Raw genomic sequence first — 20,556 nt, forward strand, 5'->3', positions numbered from 1 at the left:
TTGGGTGGCGATGCGTTGGCCTTGTGGGCCGGAAAAACAAAAACCCCGGTCGGGTTGCCGACCGGGGTTTGAAGAATCTTTCTGGTTGGCGACCCTGCTTGCTAGGGCGCCTGTGGGGTATCAGGCGCGCCGTTGGCTAAACCAATACCCATAGAAGAAATAGCCGGCAGCAGCAGCCAGAACCTGCACGCGAGCAGCTACGGAGCCAATGGCACCGAGGCGGGCGAGGGACTGGATGGACAGGCTGGACGGCATGATGTTCTCCGTGGACGTGGGGCCAAGGTACTGCATCGCGCAGCGCCGATCAATGACTTGAAGCTATCGATCCGATGGAGACGGGTCGCACCTCCTGCGCCCGGTTCGCTACCATGCACGGACGAATTCCGCAGGACATCCCCATGAGCGCCCTTCCCCATTTTCCACTGGCTGCCGTCGTCGGCGCCGATGAGCTGAAGCTGGCCCTGTGCCTGGCCGCCATCGACTCCGCCATTGGCGGCGTGCTGATCGAAGGGCCGCGCGGCATGGCCAAGTCCACCCTGGCGCGCGGCGTGGCCGACCTGTTGGACGGCGGGCGCTTCGTCACTCTGCCGCTGGGCGCCAGCGAGGAACGCATCGTCGGCACCCTCGACCTGGACGCGGCGCTGGGCGAAGGCCGCGCGCAGTTCTCCCCCGGCGTGCTGGCCCACGCCCACGGCGGCGTGCTCTATGTGGATGAGGTGAACCTGCTGCCCGACCACCTCGTCGACCTGCTGCTCGACGTGGCCGCCAGCGGGGTCAACCTGATCGAGCGCGACGGCCTGTCCCACAGCCACCCGGCGCGCTTCGTGCTGATCGGCACCATGAACCCCGAGGAAGGCGAGCTACGCCCGCAGCTGCTGGACCGCTTCGGCCTCAAGGTGCAATTGGAAGGCGTGCCCGCGCCGACTGAGCGCGCCGAGATCGTCCGCCGCCGCCTGGCCTTCGATGCCGATCCGCAGGCGTTCCTGGCGCACTGGCAGGGCGCGCAACTGGCGTTGCAACAGCGCTGCGCTGACGCGCGCCAGCAACTGGCTGCGATCCCCCTGGGCGACGCCGCGCTGGAGAGCATCGCCGAGCGCTGCCACGCCGCCGGCGTCGACGGTCTGCGCGCGGACCTGGTCTGGCTGCGCGCCGCCCGTGCCCATGCCGCCTGGCGTGGCGCCAGCGCCATCGAGGCGCAGGACATCGATGCCGTGGAGCACTTCGCCCTCGCCCACCGGCGCCGCCATGCGCCGTCCCAACCGACCACGCCGCCGCAGTCCGCTTCCAGCCAGCCGCAGGCACCGTCCACTGCCTCCAACGGCGAAGGCCACTGGGGCGAACTGCCCGCGCAGAGCGTGGGCATGGGGGAACGCCGGCAATTGACGGGCTGGCCAAAAAAGCCCTGAGCATCCGCCCGCGCCCGGCCCCAGGCGCGGATGCCACGCCCCGACCCGGCCAGCTCGCCGGCGGCCGCAGCGGCGCCCGCCAAGCGGGCGCGCACGGCCGCATCGACTGGCCCGCCACCCTGCGCAACGGCCGCCCGCAACGGCGCGCCGACCTGGTACTGCGCACACGCAGTCGCACGCCCGGCGAACTCTGGCTGGTGATCGTCGACGCCTCTGCCAGCACCCGCCGCCACAGTGCCCTGGCCCAGGCCAAGGGCCTGCTCGCCGACACCTTCGAACAGGCCTACCGGCAGCGCGCGCGCCTCGCCGTGCTGCACGCCACCGGCGCGCAACCGCGCTGGTTGTGGCAGGGCCAGAAGGCCTCGAACCAATTGCAGGAGTGGCTGGAACAGCTTGGCGCTGGTGGCGGTACCCCGCTGATCGAAGCCCTCGGGCAAGCCCGCGAATGGCTGGACCGGCGCCAGCGCCAAAAGCCGGCCGAACACCAGCGCCTGCTGGTGCTGACTGATGGCCGCCTGCGCGACTGGCCGACGCTGCAGCCGCTGAACTGCCCGACGGTGCTGGTGGATATCGAAGGCGGCGGCGTGCGACTGGGCAGGGCCAGGAAGCTGGCGGTAGAGCTTGAGGCGGACTATCGGCCGATCAGCGAGCTTTCAGCGCAAGCTCGCTGAAAGCTCCCTCACCCTAACCCTCTCCCGGAGGGAGAGAGGGCCGCCCCGAGCGATTCATCTACCCGGCACAAGCCGGCTGACGTCCATAAAAACACGTTACGCCGAACGCCCCCCTCTCCCCTTGGGGAGACGACTGCATGGAGGCAGGAGATAGAGCAACGCAGGATGCCAAAGCCGAGGGCTGGGGTGAGGGCAGCCTTGATGCGTCAGGGCGTTGCCTCAAGGCTCCCCATTGCGCCCATGCACCTGGAACCCCGGGCGCTCGCTCAGCCGCTCGTAGTAGGCCGCCACCGCCGGCAGCTCCGGGCGCTGCATGGGCGTCAGGTACCAGCGGTTCACCGACAGGCCGAGTACCACATCGGCGAGACTGAAGCAGGCGCCGGCGACGAAGGCACCGGTGCGCTCCAGTTGTCGATCCAGCAGCGCCATGCAGTGATTCCACTGCGCCTCGCTCAAGGCGATGGCGGATTCGTCGGTGTGGCTCGGGCTGTTGCGCACCCGGGCCATGAATGCGTAGCGCCAGGCAGTGTTCAGTTCGGTGGCCTGCCAGCCCATCCACTGCTCCACCAATGCCCGCTCGCGCGGTGCGGTGGGCAGCAACTCGTCCAGCGGGTACTGGGTGGCGAGGTAGCCGCAGATGGCATTGGACTCCCAGAGCACGAAGTCGCCGTCGATCAGCACCGGCACCATCGCATTGGGATTGAGCGCGATGAATTCCGCCGAGGCGGTGGAACGAAAACCCGTGCCCCAGTCTTCCCGTTCGTAGGGCAGGTTCAGTTCGGCGCAGGTCCAGAGAACCTTGCGCACGTTGATGGATGAAGCGCGGCCGAGGATTCGCAGCATTGGTGTCACTCCCTGTGAAAACCGGGACCCAGCTTAGAGGCCAGCGGGGCGCCGGAAAAGCATCGCGACGACGTTCGTAGGATCGAGGGGGACGCCGAGTTCGTGCTCGCGAACCTCTACGAAGCTGTGAACGCCGCCGCGCCGGGTCGTTCAATGGAACCGTCCGGGTGGCTCGGTGGCAGAGGGGCCGACCTGCGGCAATACGAGCGCCGGCGACAGCGCACGACACGAGGGTTCGCGAGCATGCTCGCTCCTACCTGAAGCATCGCACCAGCGCTCTCCCCCGCCCTGGCTGCGCGCCCCGCTCCGAAGGGAGAGGAAGCTGTCCGTGCCGGCCGACGCCATGGATTCATCCTGCACCGACCAGTCCCCTCTCCCTTCAGGGAGAGGGTTAGGGAGAGGGAAATACACGCACGGATTTTCAGATGAAGACAGTTGCCTACGACAGGCCCCGCTCCAGCGCCGCCCACAGCGACTCGACGCTGTCGAACTCCCGGTCCACCGCGGGCAACACCGGCCGCGCCAGGATCAGCACCGGCACGCCGCGCTCGCGGGCGACCTGCAGCTTCGGCTCGGTGGCCTGGCTGCCGCTGTTCTTGCTCACCAGTACGTCAGTGCCCAGGCGGGTGTACAGGTCGCGCTCGCCGTCGAGGGAGAACGGCCCGCGCGCGCCCAGTACGTCGGCGCGCGCAGTGCCGGGCAGGCTTTGCAGGCAGCGCACGGTCCAGTGCTGGTGGGCGGGAATCTCGTCCAGGTGTTCCAGCGGCTCGCGGCCCAGGGTGAACAGCGGGCGCCTGAACGATTCCAGCGCCTGGATCAGCGCCGGCCAACCGGCCACCTCGCGCCAGTCGTCATCGGCGCCCGCCCGCCACCCCGGGCGCCGCAGCGCCCAGCAGGGCACGCCGGCCAGCTGCGCGGCACGGGCGGCGTTGGCGCTGATCTGCGCGGCGTAGGGATGGGTGGCGTCCAGCAGCAGGTCGAAACCGCGCTGGCGGATGAAGTCCGCGAGGCCTTCGGCGCCGCCGTAACCGCCCACCCGCACCTCACAGGCGAGGTCGTCCGGCACCTTGCCGAGGCCGGCGAGGCTGTACAGGTGCTGCGGCCCGAGACGGCGCGCAATGGCCAGCGCCTCGCCGATGCCGCCCAGCAGCAATACGCGCTTCATCGCACCTCCAGCGCCTCGCCCACCAGGTTGCCCTGGCGGTCGATGGCGAAGACTTCCAGCGTCACTTCCACAGGCACGATGCGCCGGGCAAAGGCCAGCGCGCGGGCGCAGACGGCATCGCCCAGCGCTATGCCCTCGGCGCGGCACAGCGCCAGCGCCTGCTGGCTGGTATTGGCGTCGCGCATGCGCTGTTGCAGCTGCGCCGACGCGCCGATGTCCGCCGCCCACTGGGCCAGCTGCGGCAGGTCGATGCTGGAGTGGCGGCTGTGCAGGTCCATGTGGCCGGCGGCGAGCTTGCTGATCTTGCCGAAGCCGCCGCACACGCTGAAGCGCTCCACCGGCACCTTGCGCAGGTGCTTGAGCGCCGCCCCGGCAAAATCGCCCATCTCGATCAGCGCGGTGTCGTCGAAGCCGTAGCGACGACGCATGGCGTCCTCGCTGGCGTTGCCGGTGCAGGCGGCCAGGTGGCGGAAACCGTTGGCGCGGGCGACGTCGATGCCCTGCTGGATCGAGGCGATGTAGGCCGAGCAGGAGAACGGCCGGACGATGCCGGTGGTGCCCAGGATCGACAGGCCGCCAAGGATGCCCAGGCGCGGGTTCATGGTCTTGAGCGCCAGCTCGGCGCCGCCTTCGATATTGATCGTGACGTCGAAGCCACCGGTGTAGCCGCACTCCGCCGCCAGCGCGGCGAGGTTGGCCTGCATCATCTGCCGCGGCACCGGGTTGATCGCCGGCTCGCCCACCGCCAGCACCAGCCCCGGCTTGGTGACGGTGCCGACACCTTCGCCCGCCCGGAAGCGTACGCCCGGCTCGGCGCTCAAGGCGACGCGGGCAAAGACCAGCGCACCGTGGGTCACGTCCGGGTCGTCGCCGGCATCCTTCAGCGTGCCGGCTTCGGCACCCTCGGCGATGAGCCGGCAGAACGCCAGGCGCAGCGTCGCGCTGCGCTCTTTGGGCAGGGATATCTGTACCGCGTCCAGCGCCTCACCCGTCAGCAGCAGGCGCGCCGCCGCCAGGCTGGTGGCGGTGGCGCAGCTGCCGGTGGTGTAGCCGCTGCGCAGCGGGCGGGGTGCTTCGGAAGTCTCTTCGCGCATCGTCAGTCGGCCAGAGGCTTGCACACGTCCAGCAGGGTGATCGGCAGCGCCGCACGCCAGGTATCGAAGCCGCCCAGCGGCTGGGCCTGGGACACCGACAGGCGGGTCAGCTCGCCACCGATGCGGGCGCGCCAGCTCAGCAGCAGGGTCTCGCTCTGCAGCGTGACGGCGTTGGCCACCAGCCGGCCGCCGGGCTTGAGCTGCTCCCAGCACTGTTCGAACACGCCGGGCAGGGTCACGCCGCCGCCGATGAAGATCGCATCGGGCCGCTCCAGCCCCTGCAAGGCTTCCGGCGCCGCGCCGCAGACCAGTTGCAGGGCCGGCACGCCAAGCGCATCGCGGTTGCAGCGGATATGTTCCTGGCGACCTTCGTTGGCTTCGATGGCCAGGGTGCGGCAGCTCGGGTGCGCGCGCATCCATTCGATGCCGATGGAGCCGCAACCGGCGCCGACGTCCCACAGCAGTTCGCCCGGCCTGGGCGCCAGCCGCGCCAGGGTGACGGCGCGCACGTCGCGCTTGGTCAGTTGGCCGTCATGACGGTAGGCGTCGTCCGGCAGGCCGGTGGTCAAAGGCAGGCGAATCGCCTCGGCGCCTGCGGCGCACTGCACCGCGACCAGGTTCAGCGCAGCGGTCTCGCTCGTCGACCAGTCGCTGGCGAGCCCGTCGATGCGTCGTTCGGCATCACCGCCCAGGTGCTCCAGCACGCTGAGCCGGCTGGCACCGAACCCCCGCTCGCGCAGCAGTGCGGCGATGGCGCCCGGGCTGCTGCCATCGTTGCTGAGGATCAGCAGCTTCGCGCCGTCGTGAATCTGCGCAGCGAGTGCGGCCAAAGGGCGCGCCACCAGCGACAGCAGCGTGCAGTCCTGCAATGCCCAGCCCAGCCGCGCCGCGGCCAGGGAGGCGGAGGACGGCGCGGGAAGCACGAGCATTTCCTCGGATGGTAACTGCCGGGCGAGGCTCGCGCCGACGCCGAACAGCATCGGGTCGCCGCTGGCCAGCACGCAGGTGGGCTCACCGCGCCGGCGCAGCACCGGCTCCAGGCTGAACGGGCTCGGCCAGGCCAGGCGGCGGGCGCTCAGGTAAGGCGGCAGCAGGTCCAGCTGGCGCGGCGCGCCGATCACTTCGCTGGCGGCGAGCAGGGCGCGGCGCGCGGCCTTGCCGAGGCCGGCATAGCCGTCCTCGCCGATGCCGACGATGGTCAGCCAGGGCGTCATGAAATGTCCTCAGGGGTGCGACGATCGATCCGACGGGCAGGCTTTTCCTGACGTCGGGCAAAGCAGGCATAATACCCGCTTCGTTGGTGCTCGTAGGACGCTTCGCCTTTCACGGTGGGTTTCCCAGAGCCGAAGAGGGAACACGGTTAAGCCGTGGCTGCCCCCGCAACTGTAAGCAGCGAGTCCGCGCAATGCGGCAGCACGAGAACGATGTTCCGTGCCGCCGGCCAGGCCACTGGGCAACCGGGAAGGCCGCGCTGGATGAGGACCTGCCAGCCAGGAGACCTGCCGACGAAACCAGTCGCGCGTGCAGACATCGAGCGGGGTGTATCGGTGTCGTGAAATCCCCTGTGGGGATTCGCAGGTCACCGCGACCCAGCCCTGGTGACCACCGTGCACGACTCCTCCGCTCTGCCCGTCCGCCCGCATGCCTGCCCCGGCCTGCTGCGTATCGTGGCCTCCCGCGATGGCGGCATCTGCCGCATCAAGCTGCCGTGCGGGCAACTCGATGCCACCGCCGCGCGCGCCATTGCCCTGGCCGCCGAGCGCCACGCCGGCGGCGTTCTGGAAGCGACCAACCGCGCCAACCTGCAGATCCGCGGCGTGCACGCCGGCGCCGAAAGCGCACTGAGCCGTGACCTGCTGGCGGCCGGCCTCGGCCCCCGCGAGCTGGCGGCGGACGACGTGCGCAACCTGCTGGTCAGCCCGGCGCTGGGCCTGGACGCTGGCAGCGCTTTCGACGCCAGTCCGCTCGCCCGCCAGTTGCTCGACCTGCTGGAACGCACCCCGCGCTTCCACGGCCTGTCGCCCAAGTTCGGCATCCAGCTGGACGCCGGCGAAGCGCTGGCGATGCTGGAGCATCCCAACGATATCTGGCTGTCGGCCATGTCCGCCGACGCCGCGCCGCTGTTCGCCGTCGGCCTGGCCGGCTGCCCGCCGCAGCGCGCCACCGATCGCCCTGCCCTCGCCGCCGTGACCGCCGCACAGGTGCCCGTGCTGGTGGACACCCTGCTGCACCTGTTCCTCGATCTCGCCGGCGACGGCCAGACGCGCCTGCGCCACCTGCGCGAGATGCTGCGCGACGACCTGCTGCTGGAGCGCCTGCAACAGCGCCTGCCGTTCGAACTGCAGCTCGGACCGGCTGTGGATAACTGGCGGCGTCCTGCACCACGGGCGTTCGGCCATTTCGGGATTCATCCGCAACGCCTGCCGGACCACGTCATGATCGGCGCGGGATTCGTCCTCGGACGCCTCGACAGCACCACCCTCTTCGGCCTGGCCGATCTCGCCGAACGCTTCAGCGGCGGAAAGCTGCGCCTGACACCGTGGCAGAGCCTCATCCTGCCCGATGTGGCGCAGGCCGACGCTGCCGTGGTGCTGGGTGCGCTGGCCAACCTCGGCCTGCTGGTGGATGCCGCGCAGCCGCTCTCGCGCCTGGTCGCCTGCAGTGGCTCCAGCGGTTGCGCCCGCGGGCTGGCCGACACCAAGGCCGACGCCCTGCGCCTGGCCGAACGCCTGCGCCATGCGCCGCCCGCCGGCGTGCACCTGTGCGGCTGCCCGCGTTCCTGCGCCGCCGCCCACGTGGCCCCCTACACCCTGCTGGCCGTCGCCGACGGCCGCTATGACCTGTTCCGTCGCGCCGATGGCCTGGCCGGCTTCGGCCAGCCGCTGGCGCGCAACCTGTCCCTCGAGGCCGCCGGCAATCTGCTGGCCGCCCCCGGAGTCTCCACCGATGCTTGATTACATTCGCGACGGCCAGGCGATCTACCGCCAATCCTTCGCCACTATTCGCGCGGAAGCCGATCTGTCCGCCGTCCCCGCGGACCTTGAGAAACTCGCCGTGCGGGTGATCCACGCCTGCGGCATGGTCGACGTCGTCCAGGACCTGCGCTTCTCCGCGGGCGCCGGGGCCATCGGCCGGGCGGCGCTATCCGCCGGCGCGCCGATCCTCTGCGATGCGCGGATGGTCGCCGAGGGCATCACCCGTGCGCGCCTGCCGGCGCACAACGAGGTGATCTGCACGCTCAACGATCCGGATGTCCCGGCGCTGGCCCGCGAGCTGGGCAACACCCGCTCGGCCGTGGCGCTGGAGCATTGGCGCGAGCACCTGGAAGGCAGCGTGGTGGTGATCGGTAACGCCCCGACCGCCCTCTTCTACCTGCTGGAAATGCTCGACGCCGGCGCACCGAAACCGGCGCTGATCCTCGGCTTCCCGGTGGGCTTCGTCGGCGCCATGGAGTCCAAGGATGCCCTCGCCGCCGACAGCCGCGGCGTGCCCTACGTGATCGTGCGCGGCCGCCGTGGCGGCAGTGCGATGGCCGCCGCGGCCATCAACGCCCTGGCCACGGAGGTGGAGTGATGACCGGCCGCCTCATCGGCCTGGGCGTAGGCCCCGGCGACCCGGAACTGCTGACCCTCAAGGCCCTGCGCCTGCTGCGCGCGTCCCCGGTGATCGGCTACTTCGTGGCCAAGGCCAAGCACCATGCCGGCCAGGGTGGCAACGCCTTCGCCATCATCGAGCAACACCTGCTCGATGAGCAGCAGCGCCTGCCGCTGGTGTACCCGGTGACCACCGAGAAGCTGGAGCCGCCGTTGACCTACGAAGGGGTGATCAGCGACTTCTACGACACCGCCGCCCAGCAAGTGGCGATGCACCTGGATGCCGGCCGCGACGTGGCGGTGATCTGCGAGGGCGATCCGTTCTTCTACGGCTCGTACATGTACCTGCATGACCGTCTTTCAGAGCGGTATGACACCGAAGTCGTACCCGGCGTCTGCTCGATGCTCGGCAGCGCGGCGGTGCTCGGCGTGCCGCTGGTGTATCGCAACCAGAGCCTGTCGGTGCTCTCCGGCGTCCTGCCGGAAGAGGAACTCAAGCGTCGCCTGGCTGACGCCGACGCGGCGGTGGTGATGAAGCTCGGCCGCAACTTCGACAAGGTCCGCCGTGTGCTGCGCGAGCTGGGCCGCGACGGCGGCGCGCACTACGTCGAGCGCGCGACTATGCGCGAGCAGCGCATCGTTGCGCTGGACGAGGTCGATCCGATGGCCTCGCCGTACTTCTCGATGATCGTCATCCCCGGCCAGCGGTGGAACGGCTGATGCGCGCGGCCATCGTCATTCTCGGCCAGGGCGCGTTGGCCACGGCGCGGCGCTTGCAGGGCATTTATCCACAGGCGCGTGTGCTGGGCCTGAAGGACCGCGTCGAAGGTGCCGACGAGTCCTACGCGAACTTCGGCGACACCCTGCGCCAGCTCTACCGCGACGACACCCCGATCATCGCCCTGTGCGCCGCCGGCATCGTCATCCGCACCCTCGCCCCGTTGCTCATCGAGAAGGGCGCGGAGCCACCGGTGCTGGCCGTGGCCGAAGACGGTAGCGCCGTGGTGCCGCTGCTTGGCGGGCTCGGCGGGGTGAACCGCATGGCTCGCGAGATGGCCGCCGCGCTGGAGGTGGCCCCGGCCATCACCACCAGCGGCGAACTGCGCTTCGGCGCCTGCCTGCTCGATCCGCCTCCTGGCTACGCGCTGGCGGACATCGAACAGGGCAAGCGCTTCGTTTCCGACCTGCTGGGCGGCGACAGCCTGCGCATCGAAGGCGACGCGCCCTGGCTGGACGAGCTGGACCTGCCGCTGGCCGACGATGCCGCGCATACCCTGTGCATCGATGCGCGCGCCGAAGGCATCGCGTACAACGAGCTGCGCATCCACCCGCGTATCGTCCTCGCCCATGTCACCCTGGTGGATTCGCAACTGCCCGAGCGCATTCGCCAGGGCCTGGCCCAAGCCGGGCTGGCCGAAGCGTCGCTGGCCGCGCTGGTGGCGCCCCGCTGCCGCATGGCAGATCCGGCCCTGGCCGATGCCGCCGGGGAGCTGGGCGTGCCGTTGCGCTTCATCGGCGGCGACGACGAGCTGCCGCCCGCCGTGCTGCAGGGCGACTCCTTCCACCTGCACCGCGCCGCCAGTCCGGCCGACGCCGAGGGTATCGGCCAGCCGCGCGGGCGACTCAGCGTGATCGGCCTTGGCCCCGGCGCCAGCGACTTCATGATTCCCGCCGTGCGCCGCGCGCTGGACGAAGCCCAGGACCTGCTGGGCTACGAGACCTACGTGAAGATGGCCGAGCCGCTGCGCGATGACCAGGTGCGCCACTGCACCGACAATCGCGAAGAAATGCAACGCGCCCGCCACGCCTTCGAGCTGGCCGCCAGCGGTCGGCGCGTGGTGGTGATTTCCTCCGGCGACCCGGGCGTGTTCGCCATGGCCGCCGCGGTAATGGAGGCGCTGCACGAGAGCAGCGACCCGCACTGGCATGGGGTCGAGCTGGAGGTGCTGCCAGGGGTGTCCGCCGCGCTGGCCGCCGCCGCCAAGGCCGGCGCGCCGCTGGGGCATGACTTCTGTCTGATTTCGCTGTCGGACAACCTCAAGCCCTGGGAGACCATCGAGCAGCGCCTGGACCACGCCGGCGCCGCCGACCTGGCCATGGCCTTCTACAACCCGATCTCCAAGGCGCGGCCCTGGCAACTGGGGCGCGCGCTGGACATCGTTCGCCGCCATCGCACAGCGGACACGCTGGTCGTGCTCGGCCGCGACATCGGCCGCCCGGCCGAGGCGCTGCGCGTCGTCACCCTCGGCGAGCTGGTGCCGGGCATGGTGGACATGCGCACCCTGGTGATCGTCGGGTCGTCGCTTACCCGACGCTTCCCCCGCGCGGGCGGCGGCGACTGGGTGTACACGCCGCGCTGGTATCGCTGACCGTTTTTTGTAGGAGCGAGCTTGCTCGCGAACAGGTTTCCCGCCAGCGCTGATGCCGAGAGGTTCGCGAGCAAGCTCGCTCCTACAGGAAACGCCCCGTGGCGCGGCCGGCGCCACGGGGCCTTCTTGCCTTAGTACTCCGCCGCGTGGCGGTAACGTGCTTCCAGCTCCAGGGAAACGCGGTAGGCCTGCGCCTCGCCTTCGGTATGGAAGATGCCGACCAACTGGCCTTCCTGGTGCACATCCCAGCAACGCCCGCCGTGGGCGCGGAACTCGCGGGATTTATGGTCGTCGTCACGCTCGGTCACTGTAATGCTCATGTCTTTCTTCTCCGGTTTTGCCGTACATCAAGGGAATGCCAGAATCATTTAATTAGCTAGCTAATTAAATACTCACCCGCGAGAAAGACTCTTACGAAGATTCGCCAAAACGAGCGTCCCAGAAACGCAAAAGCGCAGCTCGAAGGCTGCGCTCTGGGTGACGATTCCGTTCGAGTTAGAACGGAATGTCGTCGTCGAAGCTGTCATAGTCCGGAGCCGGTTGCGGCGCGGGCTGGGACTGCTGCTGCGGCGCAGGGCGCTGGGCCTGCTGCGGACGCTGCTGCGGCTCACGGGGAGCGCGCGGAGCATCGTCACCACCGGCGCCCGGACGGCCGCCCAGCAGCTGCATGTTGCCGTTGATGTCCACCACGATCTCGGTGGTGTAACGGTCCTGGCCGTCCTGACCCTGCCACTTGCGGGTACGCAGGCTGCCTTCGACGTAGATCTGCGAACCCTTGCGCACGTACTCGGCGACGATTTCCGCCAGGCGACCGAAGAACACCACGCGGTGCCACTCGGTGCGCTCCTGCTGCTGGCCGGTCTGCTTGTCCTTCCAGCTTTCGCTGGTGGCCAGGGTGACGTTGGTCACCGCGTTGCCGTTGGGCATGTACCGGGTTTCCGGATCGCCACCGACGTTACCCACCAGAATGACTTTGTTAACCCCACGGGCCATGACGCTCTCCTAAAGGCTTCAGCACGTCGCCTGCTCGGCGCCGGCGAGGCGCGCGAGGGACGTGCGATCAACTTGTTGGGAATCCACTTTGACATAAGCGGCCGCTTCTTCCACGACCACCATCACATCGCTCACACCGGGCAATGCCTTGAAACGCTCAGCCAACGAAGCATCGCGCAGCGCCTCGTCGGACAGAGGCAGGCGGATACTCGTTACATACGGAGGTTCACGCATGGTAACAGCAATCGCCAGCCAGAGGGCAGCCAGCACGGCGCAGCCGATGAACACCCCGTCCAGCCCGCCGTGCTGGAACATCCAGCCGCCCAGGATGCCGCCCACGGCGGCGCCGAGGAACTGGCTGGTGGAGTAGACGCCCATCGCCGTGCCCTTGCCGCCGGCCGGGGACACCTTGCTCACCAGCGACGGCAGCGAGGCCTCCAGCAGGTTGAACGCGGTGAAGTAGACGATGATGCCGAACACCAGTTCCTTGAGGCTGTTGCCGAACTCCCAGAAGAACAGTTCGCAGAGCATCAGGGTCGCCACGGCGCCGGTGAGCACGCGCTTCATCTGGCGCTTCTTCTCGGCGTAGATGATGAACGGGACCATGCCGAAGAAGCCCACCAGCAACGCGGTCAGGTAGACCCACCAGTGTTCTTCCTTGGGCAGCCCGGCGCGCTCCACCAGCGCCAGCGGCAGCGCGACGAAGCTGGCCATGAGGATGGCGTGCAGCACCAGGATGCCGGCGTCCAGGCGCAGCAGTTCGCCGTTCTTCAGGGTCGGCAGCAGCGACTGCTTGGCCACGCTGGATTCGCGGTGCTGCATGCGGTGGTCGGGGGTCGGCACGAAGAACAGGATGATCAGCATGCCCACCAGGGCCATGCCGGCGGTGAACCAGAACAGGCCGTGCAGGCCGAACCAGTGGGTCAGCACGGGGCCTGCGACCATCGCCACGGCAAAGGACACGCCGATGCTCATGCCGATCATGGCCATGGCCTTGGTGCGGTGCTGCTCGCGGGTGAGGTCGGAGAGCATCGCCATTACCGCCGCCGAGATCGCCCCGGCGCCCTGCAGGACGCGGCCGGCGATGATGCCCCAGATGGAATCGGCGTTGGCCGCCAGGGCGGCGCCGGCAGCGAACACCAGCAGACCGACGATGATGATCGGCCGGCGGCCGATGCGGTCGGACAGAGTGCCCAGCGGAATCTGCAGGATCGCCTGAGTCAGGCCATAGGCACCGATGGCCAGGCCGATCAGGGCAGGCGTGGCGCCGGCCAGGTCCTGGCCGTAGGTGGCGAGCACCGGCAGCACCATGAACATGCCGAGCATGCGGAACGCGAAGACCAGGGACAGGCCGGCGGCAGCGCGGGTTTCGGTGCCGCTCATGCGCTCAGTGTGGGAATCGTGCATAGGCCCCTCATGGAAAGACGAAAAACGGGAATGCGCTACATTGCCCCCGTGGCGAGGCGTCATCCGGGCCTTGCAGAGCCGGTTGTCGCCCACGCCGAAAAATAGCCGCGCATTCTACCAGTCCTGCGGTCCAACGACACGTACGCGCCACTTTGCCGCGTGCCGACCCCGCCCCGTATACTCATCTGTTTTCGCCCGCCAAGCGAGGCCGTAGTGGACAAGATCCTCATCCGTGGGGCCCGTACCCACAACCTGAAGAACATCGACCTGACCCTGCCGCGCGACAAGCTGATCGTGATCACCGGCCTGTCCGGTTCCGGCAAATCTTCCCTGGCCTTCGACACGCTGTACGCCGAGGGCCAGCGTCGCTATGTGGAATCGCTGTCGGCCTATGCCCGGCAGTTCCTCTCCATGATGGAAAAGCCCGACGTCGACACCATCGAAGGTCTGTCGCCAGCGATTTCCATCGAGCAGAAATCCACGTCGCACAACCCGCGTTCGACCGTGGGCACCATTACCGAGATCTACGACTACCTGCGCCTGCTCTACGCCCGCGTCGGTATTCCGCGCTGCCCGGACCATGACATCCCGCTGGAGGCGCAGACCGTCAGCCAGATGGTCGACCAGGTACTGGCGCTGCCCGAAGGCCGCAAGCTGATGCTGCTGGCCCCGGTGATCCGCGAACGCAAGGGCGAACACCTGGCGGTGTTCGACGAAATGCGCGCCCAGGGTTTCGTCCGCGCCCGCGTCGACGGCAAGCTCTACGAGCTGGATGACGTGCCCAAGCTGGACAAGAAGCTCAAGCACTCCATCGACATCGTGGTGGACCGCTTCAAGGTGCGCGGCGACCTGCAGCAGCGCCTGGCGGAGTCCTTCGAGACGGCGATCAACCTGGCCGACGGCATCGCGCTCGTGGCGCCGATGGATGATGAAGAAGGCGAAGAGATGATCTTCTCCGCCCGCTTCGCCTGCCCGATCTGCGGCCACTCCATCAGCGAGCTGGAGCCCAAGCTGTTCTCCTTCAATAACCCCGCCGGCGCCTGCCCGACCTGCGATGGCCTGGGCGTGAAGCAGTTCTTCGACGCGCGACGGGTCGTCAACGGCGAGCTGACCCTCGCCGAAGGCGCGATCCGCGGCTGGGACCGGCGCAACGTCTACTACTTCCAGATGCTCGGCTCGCTGGCCGGGCACTTCGGCTTCAGCCTGGAAGAGCCGTTCCAGAACCTCGACCCGGAACACCAGAAGTTCATCCTCAACGGCTCGGGCCGGGAGAACGTCGAGTTCCGCTACCTCAACGATCGTGGCGACATCGTCAAGCGCGCGCACCCCTTCGAGGGCATCCTGCCGAACCTGGAGCGCCGCTACCGCGAGACCGAGTCGACCACCGTGCGCGAGGAACTGGCCAAGTTCCTCAGCACCCAGCCCTGCCCGGACTGCCACGGCACGCGCCTGCGCCGCGAAGCGCGGCATGTGTGGGTGGGCGACAAGACGCTGCCGGCGATCACCGCGATGCCGGTGGGCACGGCCTGCGAGTACGCCGAGAGCCTGACCCTCACCGGCCGCCGCGGCGAGATCGCCTCGAAGATCCTCAAGGAGATCCGCGAGCGCCTGCAGTTCCTGGTCAACGTCGGCCTCGACTACCTGACCCTGGACCGCAGCGCGGACACGCTCTCCGGCGGCGAGGCCCAGCGTATCCGCCTGGCCAGCCAGATCGGTGCGGGTCTGGTGGGCGTCATGTACATCCTCGACGAACCCTCCATCGGCCTGCACCAGCGCGACAACGAGCGCCTGCTGGGCACCCTCACCCACCTGCGCAACCTGGGCAACACGGTGATCGTGGTGGAGCACGATGAAGACGCCATCCGCCTGGCCGACTACGTGGTCGATATCGGCCCGGGCGCCGGCGTGCATGGCGGGCAGATCGTCGCCGAGGGCACGCCGCAGCAGGTCATGGACCATCCTGACTCGATCACCGGCGCCTACCTGTCCGGCCGCACCAAGATCGTCGTGCCTGCCGAGCGCACCCCGCGCAACAAGAAGCAGTTGCTCAAGCTCAAGGGCGCACGCGGCAACAACCTGCAGAACGTCAACCTGGAAATCCCGGTCGGCCTGTTCACCTGCATCACCGGCGTCTCCGGCTCGGGCAAGTCGACGCTGATCAACAACACCCTGTTCCCGATCACCGCCACCGCGCTCAACGGCGCCACCACCCTGGAAGTGGCGCCCTACGACTCGTTCGACGGGCTGCAGCACCTGGACAAGGTGGTGGACATCGACCAGAGCCCGATCGGCCGCACCCCGCGCTCCAACCCGGCGACCTACACCGGGCTGTTCACGCCGATCCGCGAGCTGTTCGCCGGTGTGCCGGAAGCCCGCTCGCGCGGCTATGGGCCGGGGCGTTTCTCGTTCAACGTCAAAGGGGGCCGCTGCGAGGCCTGCCAGGGTGACGGCGTGATCAAGGTGGAGATGCACTTCCTGCCGGACATCTACGTCCCCTGCGACGTTTGCAAGGGCAAGCGCTACAACCGCGAAACCCTGGAAGTCCGCTACAAAGGCAAGAGCATCACCGAGGTGCTGGACATGACCATCGAGGACGCCCGCGCGTTCTTCGACGCCGTGCCGGCCATCGCCCGCAAGCTGCAGACGCTGATGGACGTGGGCCTGTCGTACATCAAGCTGGGCCAGAGCGCGACCACGCTCTCCGGTGGCGAGGCGCAGCGGGTGAAACTATCCCGCGAGCTGTCCAAGCGCGATACCGGCAAGACCCTGTACATCCTCGACGAGCCGACCACCGGCCTGCACTTCGCGGATATCCAGCAACTGCTGGACGTGCTGCACCGCCTGCGCGACCACGGCAACACCGTGGTGGTCATCGAGCACAACCTGGACGTGATCAAGACCGCCGACTGGCTGGTCGACCTCGGCCCCGAGGGCGGCTCCAAGGGTGGCCAGATCATCGCCACCGGCACGCCGGAGCAGGTCGCGGAGATGGCGGTGTCGCACACCGGGCACTTCCTCAAACCGCTGCTGGAGCGCGATCGGGCCTGATCCGCACCGGGATGAAAAAAGCCCCTGCCGCCAATCGGCGCAGGGGCTTTTTCTTGGGCCCTTCTGTAGGAGCGAGCTTGCTCGCGAACGGAGCTTCCCGGCGACAGCGGCGTTGGGCGGTTCGCGAGCAAGCTCGCTCCTACTAAAAGCAAAAGCCCCCGAAGTCGGGGGCTTCTGTGTGAGCGATCTGGCCGATCAGATCTGCGACTGCAGGTAGTTCTCCAGGCCGATCTTCTGAATCAGGCCCAGCTGCTGCTCCAGCCAGTAGGCGTGGTCTTCCTCGGTATCGGTCAACTGCACACGCAGGATGTCGCGCGTGACGAAGTCCTTGTGCTGCTCGCACAGGGCGATACCCTTGGCTAGCGCGGCACGCACGTGGCGCTCGAGCTTCAGGTCGGCCTCCAGCATCTCCGGCACGGTCTTGCCCGGGTGGATGTCGTCCGGGCGCATGCGCGGGGTGCCTTCGAGCAGCAGGATGCGGCGCAGCAGTGCGTCGGCATGCTGGGTCTCTTCTTCCATCTCGTGGTTGAGACGCTCGTAGAGCTTGGTGAAGCCCCAGTCCTCATACATGCGCGAGTGGATGAAGTACTGGTCGCGAGCGGCCAGCTCACCGGTCAGCAGCGTGTTGAGATAATCGATAACCTCGGCGTGGCCTTGCATCAGCCTTCTCCCTGGGACGTGACAGCGAATTAAACGGCGCTATGGTCGCGACTGGCCATGACTGGGGTCAAGCCCGCTTTGCCCGCAAACGCCACCGCCCTCCGAAGAGGGCGGTGGGTGAAACGACTGCAGATCAGTCGAGCGTCAGGCCCAGCGCCTTCGCGACACCTTCGCCGTACGCCGCATCGATCTTGAAGAACAGCGCGAGCTGACGACGCTGGATGGCTTCCGGCACGCCCGCCATGTCACCGGCGATGTTCTCGTACAGACGCTGCCGCTGGGCCTCGTCGAACAGGCGGAACAGTGCGGCCGGCTGGCTGTAGTAGTCGTCATCCACGCGGTGGTTCCAGTGATCGGCACTGCCTTCCAGGGTCAGCGGCGGCTCGGAGTAGTCCGGCTGCTCCTGCCACTGGTTGAAGCTGTTCGGCTCGTAGGTGACGGTCATGTCGCCGTTGTTGCCATCCACACGCATGGCGCCGTCGCGGTGGTAGATGCGCGGGTTGTTGCGCGCAGCGTTCACCGGGATCTGGTGGTGGTTCACGCCCAGGCGGTAGCGGTGCGCGTCGCCGTAGGAGAACAGGCGGCCCTGGAGCATCTTGTCCGGCGAGAAACCGATGCCGGGAACGATGTTCGCCGGGGTGAAGGCAGACTGCTCGACCTCGGCGAAGTAGTTCGCCGGATTTCGGTTGAGCTCGAAGTAGCCCACCTCGATCAGCGGGTAGTCGCCGTGCGGCCAGACCTTGGTCAGGTCGAAGGGGTTATAGCGATAGGTCGCGGCTTCCTTCTCCGGCATCACCTGCACGTACATCGTCCAGCGCGGGAAGTCACCGCGGTCGATGGCGTCGTAGAGATCACGCTGCGAGCTTTCGCGGTCCGCGCCCACCAACTTCGCAGCTTCCTCGTTGCTGAGGTTCTCGATGCCCTGCTGGGTCTTGAAATGGAACTTCACCCAGAAACGTTCGTTGCTGGCGTTGATGAAACTGAAGGTGTGGCTGCCGAAGCCATGGACGTGACGGTAGCTGCGCGGCAAGCCGCGGTCGCTGAAGTCGATAGTCAGCTGGTGCAGTGCCTCGGGCAGGTGCGAGAAGAAGTCCCACTTCATCGTGGCGTTGCGCAGGTTGGTGCGCGGGTCGCGCTTCACCACGTGGTTGAGGTCGGGGAATTTCAGCGGATCGCGGAAGTAGAAGACCGGGGTGTTGTTGCCCACCAGGTCCCAGTTGCCTTCCTCGGTGTAGAACTTCAGGGCGAAGCCGCGGATATCGCGCTCCGCATCCGCCGCCCCCCGCTCGCCGGCAACGGTGGAGAAACGCAGGAACAGCGGCGTCTGCTTGCCGACCTGGGAGAACAGCTTGGCGCGGGTGTAGCGGGTGATGTCGTGGGTCACGGTGAAGGTGCCGTAGGCGGCGGAGCCTTTGGCATGCATGCGGCGTTCAGGAATCACTTCGCGGTCGAAATGCGCCAGCTTCTCCAGGAACCACACGTCCTGCAGCAGCATCGGGCCCCGCGGGCCAGCAGTCTGGACGTTCTGGTTATCGGCGACCGGCGCTCCGGCAGCGGTCGTCAGACGGGTGTTGTCGCTCATCGTTACTCTCCTCAACGGCGGGGTAGGCGAAGACCGGCACTTCACGAAGGCTGTGAGCGCGGCCCGCCATCCCGAACGGACAATTAGGCGCCTCCACTGGCGACCTGGCTGTTGATCCAGCTCAGCAAGCAGTAGAAGTCGACGCCGTTAAGGATCAGTGACACAGGGCATGATCAGCCAATTTATTGATTCGAGCTGATCGATAGAGAAAAACTTTTCTATAGGCGATAAAAAACCGGGCACAAGGCCCGGTTTCTTATAAGGCGTGAGCCTTACTCTGCAGCTTCTACTGCTTGGCCGCCAACAGCGCGGTCAATCAGTTCGACGTATGCCATGGGGGCATTGTCGCCGGCGCGGAAGCCGCACTTCAGGATGCGCAGGTAGCCGCCCGGACGGTTGGCGTAGCGCTTGCCCAGTTCGTTGAACAGCTTGCCTACGGCTTCTTTCGAACGGGTACGGTCGAAAGCGAGACGACGGTTGGCAACGCTATCCACTTTAGCCAGGGTGATCAGCGGCTCGGCAACGCGACGCAGTTCCTTGGCCTTGGGCAGGGTGGTTTTGATCAATTCGTGTTCGAAGAGCGACACAGCCATGTTCTGGAACATAGCCTTGCGGTGCGCGCTGGTGCGGCTCAGGTGACGACCACTTTTACGATGGCGCATGGTTCAATTCCTTTCCAAACTTTACGTTCGGTAGCTACGACGATCAGGCAGTAGCCTTGTCGTCTTTCTTGAGACTTGCCGGCGGCCAGTTGTCGAGGCGCATACCGAGGGACAGACCGCGAGAGGCCAGAACGTCCTTGATTTCGGTCAGGGACTTCTTGCCCAGGTTCGGCGTTTTGAGCAGCTCTACTTCGGTGCGCTGAATCAGGTCACCGATGTAGTAGATGTTCTCTGCCTTCAGGCAGTTGGCCGAACGGACGGTCAGCTCCAGGTCATCGACCGGACGCAGCAGGATCGGATCGATCTCGTCTTCCTGCTCTTCAACGACGGGTTCGCTGTCGCCTTTGAGGTCCACGAACGCTGCCAGCTGCTGTTGCAGGATGGTAGCGGCGCGACGGATAGCCTCTTCAGGGTCCAGGGTGCCGTTGGTTTCCAGATCGAGGACCAGCTTGTCCAGGTTGGTACGCTGTTCGACACGGGCGTTCTCGACCACGTAGGCAACACGACGTACGGGGCTGAACGAGGCGTCGAGCTGAAGACGGCCAATGCTGCGGCTTTCGTCTTCATCGCTCGAACGGGCATCAGCCGGCTCGTAGCCACGGCCACGAGCGACTTTCAGCTTCATGTTCAGCGCGCCGTTATCGGCCAGGTGGGCGATAACATGGTCACCGTTGACGATCTCGACATCATGATCCAGCTGAATATCGGCAGCGGTCACCACACCCGAGCCCTTTTTCGCCAGGGTCAGCGTCACTTCGTCACGGCCGTGCAGCTTGATGGCCAGGCCTTTCAGGTTGAGCAGGATCTCGATGACATCTTCCTGCACACCTTCGATGGCGGAGTACTCGTGGAGTACGCCGTCGATCTCGGCCTCGACTACTGCACAGCCAGGCATGGAGGACAACAGGATGCGACGCAGCGCGTTGCCCAGGGTATGGCCGAAACCACGCTCGAGGGGCTCGAGGGTGATCTTGGCGCGGGTTTGGCTGACCACCTGCACATCGATGTGGCGGGGGGTCAGGAACTCATTTACCGAACTCTGCATGGATGCACCTATTTTCTA

19 protein-coding genes and 1 riboswitch are annotated in these 20,556 nt (G+C 67.3%); of the genes, 7 read left to right on the plus strand and 12 right to left on the minus strand.

Features of this window, described 5'->3' with window-relative positions:
* Nucleotides 1–120: 120 nt before the first annotated feature.
* A complete protein-coding gene (locus ACNFIA_RS24055; protein WP_259759045.1) occupies nt 121–255 on the minus strand; it encodes a hypothetical protein in 135 nt (44 codons plus the stop codon).
* A gap of 143 nt (nt 256–398) precedes the next feature.
* Here ACNFIA_RS24055 and ACNFIA_RS24060 point away from each other — a divergent pair, with 143 nt between their 5' ends.
* Both ACNFIA_RS24060 and ACNFIA_RS24065 read left to right on the plus strand, forming a co-directional pair.
* Nucleotides 399–1,406 (plus strand): ATP-binding protein, encoded by a 1,008-nt coding sequence (locus ACNFIA_RS24060; RefSeq protein ID WP_416789339.1) that lies wholly within the window; start codon nt 399–401, stop codon nt 1,404–1,406.
* Nucleotides 1,388–2,077 (plus strand): vWA domain-containing protein, encoded by a 690-nt coding sequence (locus ACNFIA_RS24065; protein ID WP_416789403.1) that lies wholly within the window; start codon nt 1,388–1,390, stop codon nt 2,075–2,077. Before ACNFIA_RS24060 ends, ACNFIA_RS24065 begins: the two co-directional genes overlap by 19 nt.
* 219 nt (nt 2,078–2,296) lie before the next feature.
* Here ACNFIA_RS24065 and ACNFIA_RS24070 read toward each other — a convergent pair whose 3' ends face one another.
* The 4 genes from ACNFIA_RS24070 to cbiE all read right to left on the minus strand — a co-directional run bounded on the left by ACNFIA_RS24070 (nt 2,297) and on the right by cbiE (nt 6,393).
* A complete protein-coding gene (locus ACNFIA_RS24070) occupies nt 2,297–2,920 on the minus strand; it encodes a glutathione S-transferase family protein (RefSeq protein ID WP_259759043.1) in 624 nt (207 codons plus the stop codon).
* A gap of 439 nt (nt 2,921–3,359) precedes the next feature.
* Nucleotides 3,360–4,085: a cobalt-precorrin-6A reductase gene (locus tag ACNFIA_RS24075; protein ID WP_416789341.1), complete on the minus strand. Its 726-nt coding sequence runs from the start codon at nt 4,083–4,085 to the stop codon at nt 3,360–3,362.
* Nucleotides 4,082–5,179, minus strand: a complete 1,098-nt coding sequence (locus ACNFIA_RS24080; protein ID WP_416789344.1) for a cobalt-precorrin-5B (C(1))-methyltransferase — start codon at nt 5,177–5,179, stop codon at nt 4,082–4,084. The genes ACNFIA_RS24075 and ACNFIA_RS24080 overlap by 4 nt, the downstream gene beginning before the upstream one ends.
* Before the next feature lie 2 nt (nt 5,180–5,181).
* Complete coding sequence (cbiE, locus tag ACNFIA_RS24085) at nt 5,182–6,393, minus strand: precorrin-6y C5,15-methyltransferase (decarboxylating) subunit CbiE (RefSeq protein ID WP_416789346.1); 1,212 nt, start codon at nt 6,391–6,393, stop codon at nt 5,182–5,184.
* 67 nt (nt 6,394–6,460) lie between these two features.
* A riboswitch (cobalamin riboswitch) is annotated at nt 6,461–6,701 on the plus strand.
* Between the two features lie 85 nt (nt 6,702–6,786).
* Here cbiE and cobG point away from each other — a divergent pair.
* The 4 genes from cobG to cobJ are packed head-to-tail and all read left to right on the plus strand — an operon-like array spanning nt 6,787 to nt 11,141.
* Nucleotides 6,787–8,133: a precorrin-3B synthase gene (gene cobG / locus ACNFIA_RS24090; RefSeq protein ID WP_416789349.1), complete on the plus strand. Its 1,347-nt coding sequence runs from the start codon at nt 6,787–6,789 to the stop codon at nt 8,131–8,133.
* Nucleotides 8,126–8,752, plus strand: a complete 627-nt coding sequence (locus tag ACNFIA_RS24095) for a precorrin-8X methylmutase (RefSeq protein ID WP_416789351.1) — start codon at nt 8,126–8,128, stop codon at nt 8,750–8,752. Before cobG ends, ACNFIA_RS24095 begins: the two co-directional genes overlap by 8 nt.
* Complete coding sequence (locus ACNFIA_RS24100) at nt 8,752–9,492, plus strand: precorrin-2 C(20)-methyltransferase (RefSeq protein ID WP_416789354.1); 741 nt, start codon at nt 8,752–8,754, stop codon at nt 9,490–9,492. The genes ACNFIA_RS24095 and ACNFIA_RS24100 overlap by 1 nt, the downstream gene beginning before the upstream one ends.
* Entirely contained in the window at nt 9,492–11,141 is a 1,650-nt protein-coding gene (gene cobJ / locus ACNFIA_RS24105) for a precorrin-3B C(17)-methyltransferase (protein ID WP_416789357.1), read from the plus strand. The genes ACNFIA_RS24100 and cobJ overlap by 1 nt, the downstream gene beginning before the upstream one ends.
* A 131-nt stretch (nt 11,142–11,272) precedes the next feature.
* Here cobJ and ACNFIA_RS24110 read toward each other — a convergent pair whose 3' ends face one another.
* The 3 genes from ACNFIA_RS24110 to ACNFIA_RS24120 form a co-directional block, all read right to left on the minus strand.
* Nucleotides 11,273–11,461, minus strand: a complete 189-nt coding sequence (locus ACNFIA_RS24110) for a hypothetical protein (RefSeq protein ID WP_416789359.1) — start codon at nt 11,459–11,461, stop codon at nt 11,273–11,275.
* 175 nt (nt 11,462–11,636) lie between these two features.
* Nucleotides 11,637–12,134 (minus strand): single-stranded DNA-binding protein, encoded by a 498-nt coding sequence (gene ssb / locus ACNFIA_RS24115; protein ID WP_259759034.1) that lies wholly within the window; start codon nt 12,132–12,134, stop codon nt 11,637–11,639.
* An 18-nt stretch (nt 12,135–12,152) separates the two neighbouring features.
* Nucleotides 12,153–13,541: an MFS transporter gene (locus ACNFIA_RS24120; protein ID WP_259759033.1), complete on the minus strand. Its 1,389-nt coding sequence runs from the start codon at nt 13,539–13,541 to the stop codon at nt 12,153–12,155.
* 213 nt (nt 13,542–13,754) lie between these two features.
* Between ACNFIA_RS24120 and uvrA the strand changes: the two genes are divergently transcribed.
* Entirely contained in the window at nt 13,755–16,589 is a 2,835-nt protein-coding gene (gene uvrA / locus ACNFIA_RS24125) for an excinuclease ABC subunit UvrA (RefSeq protein WP_416789363.1), read from the plus strand.
* Nucleotides 16,590–16,784: 195 nt separating this feature from the next.
* Here the strand turns inward: uvrA and bfr are convergent, their stop codons facing one another.
* The 4 genes from bfr to ACNFIA_RS24145 form a co-directional block, all read right to left on the minus strand.
* Nucleotides 16,785–17,249, minus strand: coding sequence for a bacterioferritin (gene bfr / locus ACNFIA_RS24130; RefSeq protein WP_259759031.1), 465 nt, complete (start codon nt 17,247–17,249; stop codon nt 16,785–16,787).
* A 133-nt stretch (nt 17,250–17,382) separates the two neighbouring features.
* The gene (gene katA, locus ACNFIA_RS24135) at nt 17,383–18,831 is read right to left on the minus strand and encodes a catalase KatA (RefSeq protein WP_416789367.1); all 1,449 of its coding nucleotides are present in this window, start codon (nt 18,829–18,831) and stop codon (nt 17,383–17,385) included.
* 272 nt (nt 18,832–19,103) lie between these two features.
* Complete coding sequence (gene rplQ / locus ACNFIA_RS24140; protein WP_015475338.1) at nt 19,104–19,493, minus strand: 50S ribosomal protein L17; 390 nt, start codon at nt 19,491–19,493, stop codon at nt 19,104–19,106.
* Nucleotides 19,494–19,536: 43 nt separating this feature from the next.
* Nucleotides 19,537–20,538 carry a DNA-directed RNA polymerase subunit alpha gene (locus ACNFIA_RS24145; protein WP_009617182.1) on the minus strand — a complete coding sequence of 334 codons (1,002 nt, stop codon included), beginning with the start codon at nt 20,536–20,538 and terminating at the stop codon, nt 19,537–19,539.
* Nucleotides 20,539–20,556: the final 18 nt, after the last annotated feature.

Source organism: Pseudomonas sp. NY15437 (assembly GCF_048068435.1).
GTDB lineage: Bacteria > Pseudomonadota > Gammaproteobacteria > Pseudomonadales > Pseudomonadaceae > Pseudomonas > Pseudomonas nitroreducens_B.

Coding starts and splice junctions, on each gene's coding strand:
- ACNFIA_RS24120 (WP_259759033.1), bottom strand. CDS start 13,541: ATGCACGATTCCCACACTGAGCGCATGAGCGGCACCGAAACCCGCGCT.
- ACNFIA_RS24080 (WP_416789344.1), bottom strand. CDS start 5,179: ATGCGCGAAGAGACTTCCGAAGCACCCCGCCCGCTGCGCAGCGGCTAC.
- ACNFIA_RS24110 (WP_416789359.1), bottom strand. CDS start 11,461: ATGAGCATTACAGTGACCGAGCGTGACGACGACCATAAATCCCGCGAG.
- ACNFIA_RS24095 (WP_416789351.1), top strand. CDS start 8,126: ATGCTTGATTACATTCGCGACGGCCAGGCGATCTACCGCCAATCCTTC.
- ssb (WP_259759034.1), bottom strand. CDS start 12,134: ATGGCCCGTGGGGTTAACAAAGTCATTCTGGTGGGTAACGTCGGTGGC.
- ACNFIA_RS24075 (WP_416789341.1), bottom strand. CDS start 4,085: ATGAAGCGCGTATTGCTGCTGGGCGGCATCGGCGAGGCGCTGGCCATT.
- cbiE (WP_416789346.1), bottom strand. CDS start 6,393: ATGACGCCCTGGCTGACCATCGTCGGCATCGGCGAGGACGGCTATGCC.
- ACNFIA_RS24055 (WP_259759045.1), bottom strand. CDS start 255: ATGCCGTCCAGCCTGTCCATCCAGTCCCTCGCCCGCCTCGGTGCCATT.
- katA (WP_416789367.1), bottom strand. CDS start 18,831: ATGAGCGACAACACCCGTCTGACGACCGCTGCCGGAGCGCCGGTCGCC.
- bfr (WP_259759031.1), bottom strand. CDS start 17,249: ATGCAAGGCCACGCCGAGGTTATCGATTATCTCAACACGCTGCTGACC.
- ACNFIA_RS24145 (WP_009617182.1), bottom strand. CDS start 20,538: ATGCAGAGTTCGGTAAATGAGTTCCTGACCCCCCGCCACATCGATGTG.
- ACNFIA_RS24100 (WP_416789354.1), top strand. CDS start 8,752: ATGACCGGCCGCCTCATCGGCCTGGGCGTAGGCCCCGGCGACCCGGAA.
- cobJ (WP_416789357.1), top strand. CDS start 9,492: ATGCGCGCGGCCATCGTCATTCTCGGCCAGGGCGCGTTGGCCACGGCG.
- ACNFIA_RS24060 (WP_416789339.1), top strand. CDS start 399: ATGAGCGCCCTTCCCCATTTTCCACTGGCTGCCGTCGTCGGCGCCGAT.
- ACNFIA_RS24070 (WP_259759043.1), bottom strand. CDS start 2,920: ATGCTGCGAATCCTCGGCCGCGCTTCATCCATCAACGTGCGCAAGGTT.
- rplQ (WP_015475338.1), bottom strand. CDS start 19,493: ATGCGCCATCGTAAAAGTGGTCGTCACCTGAGCCGCACCAGCGCGCAC.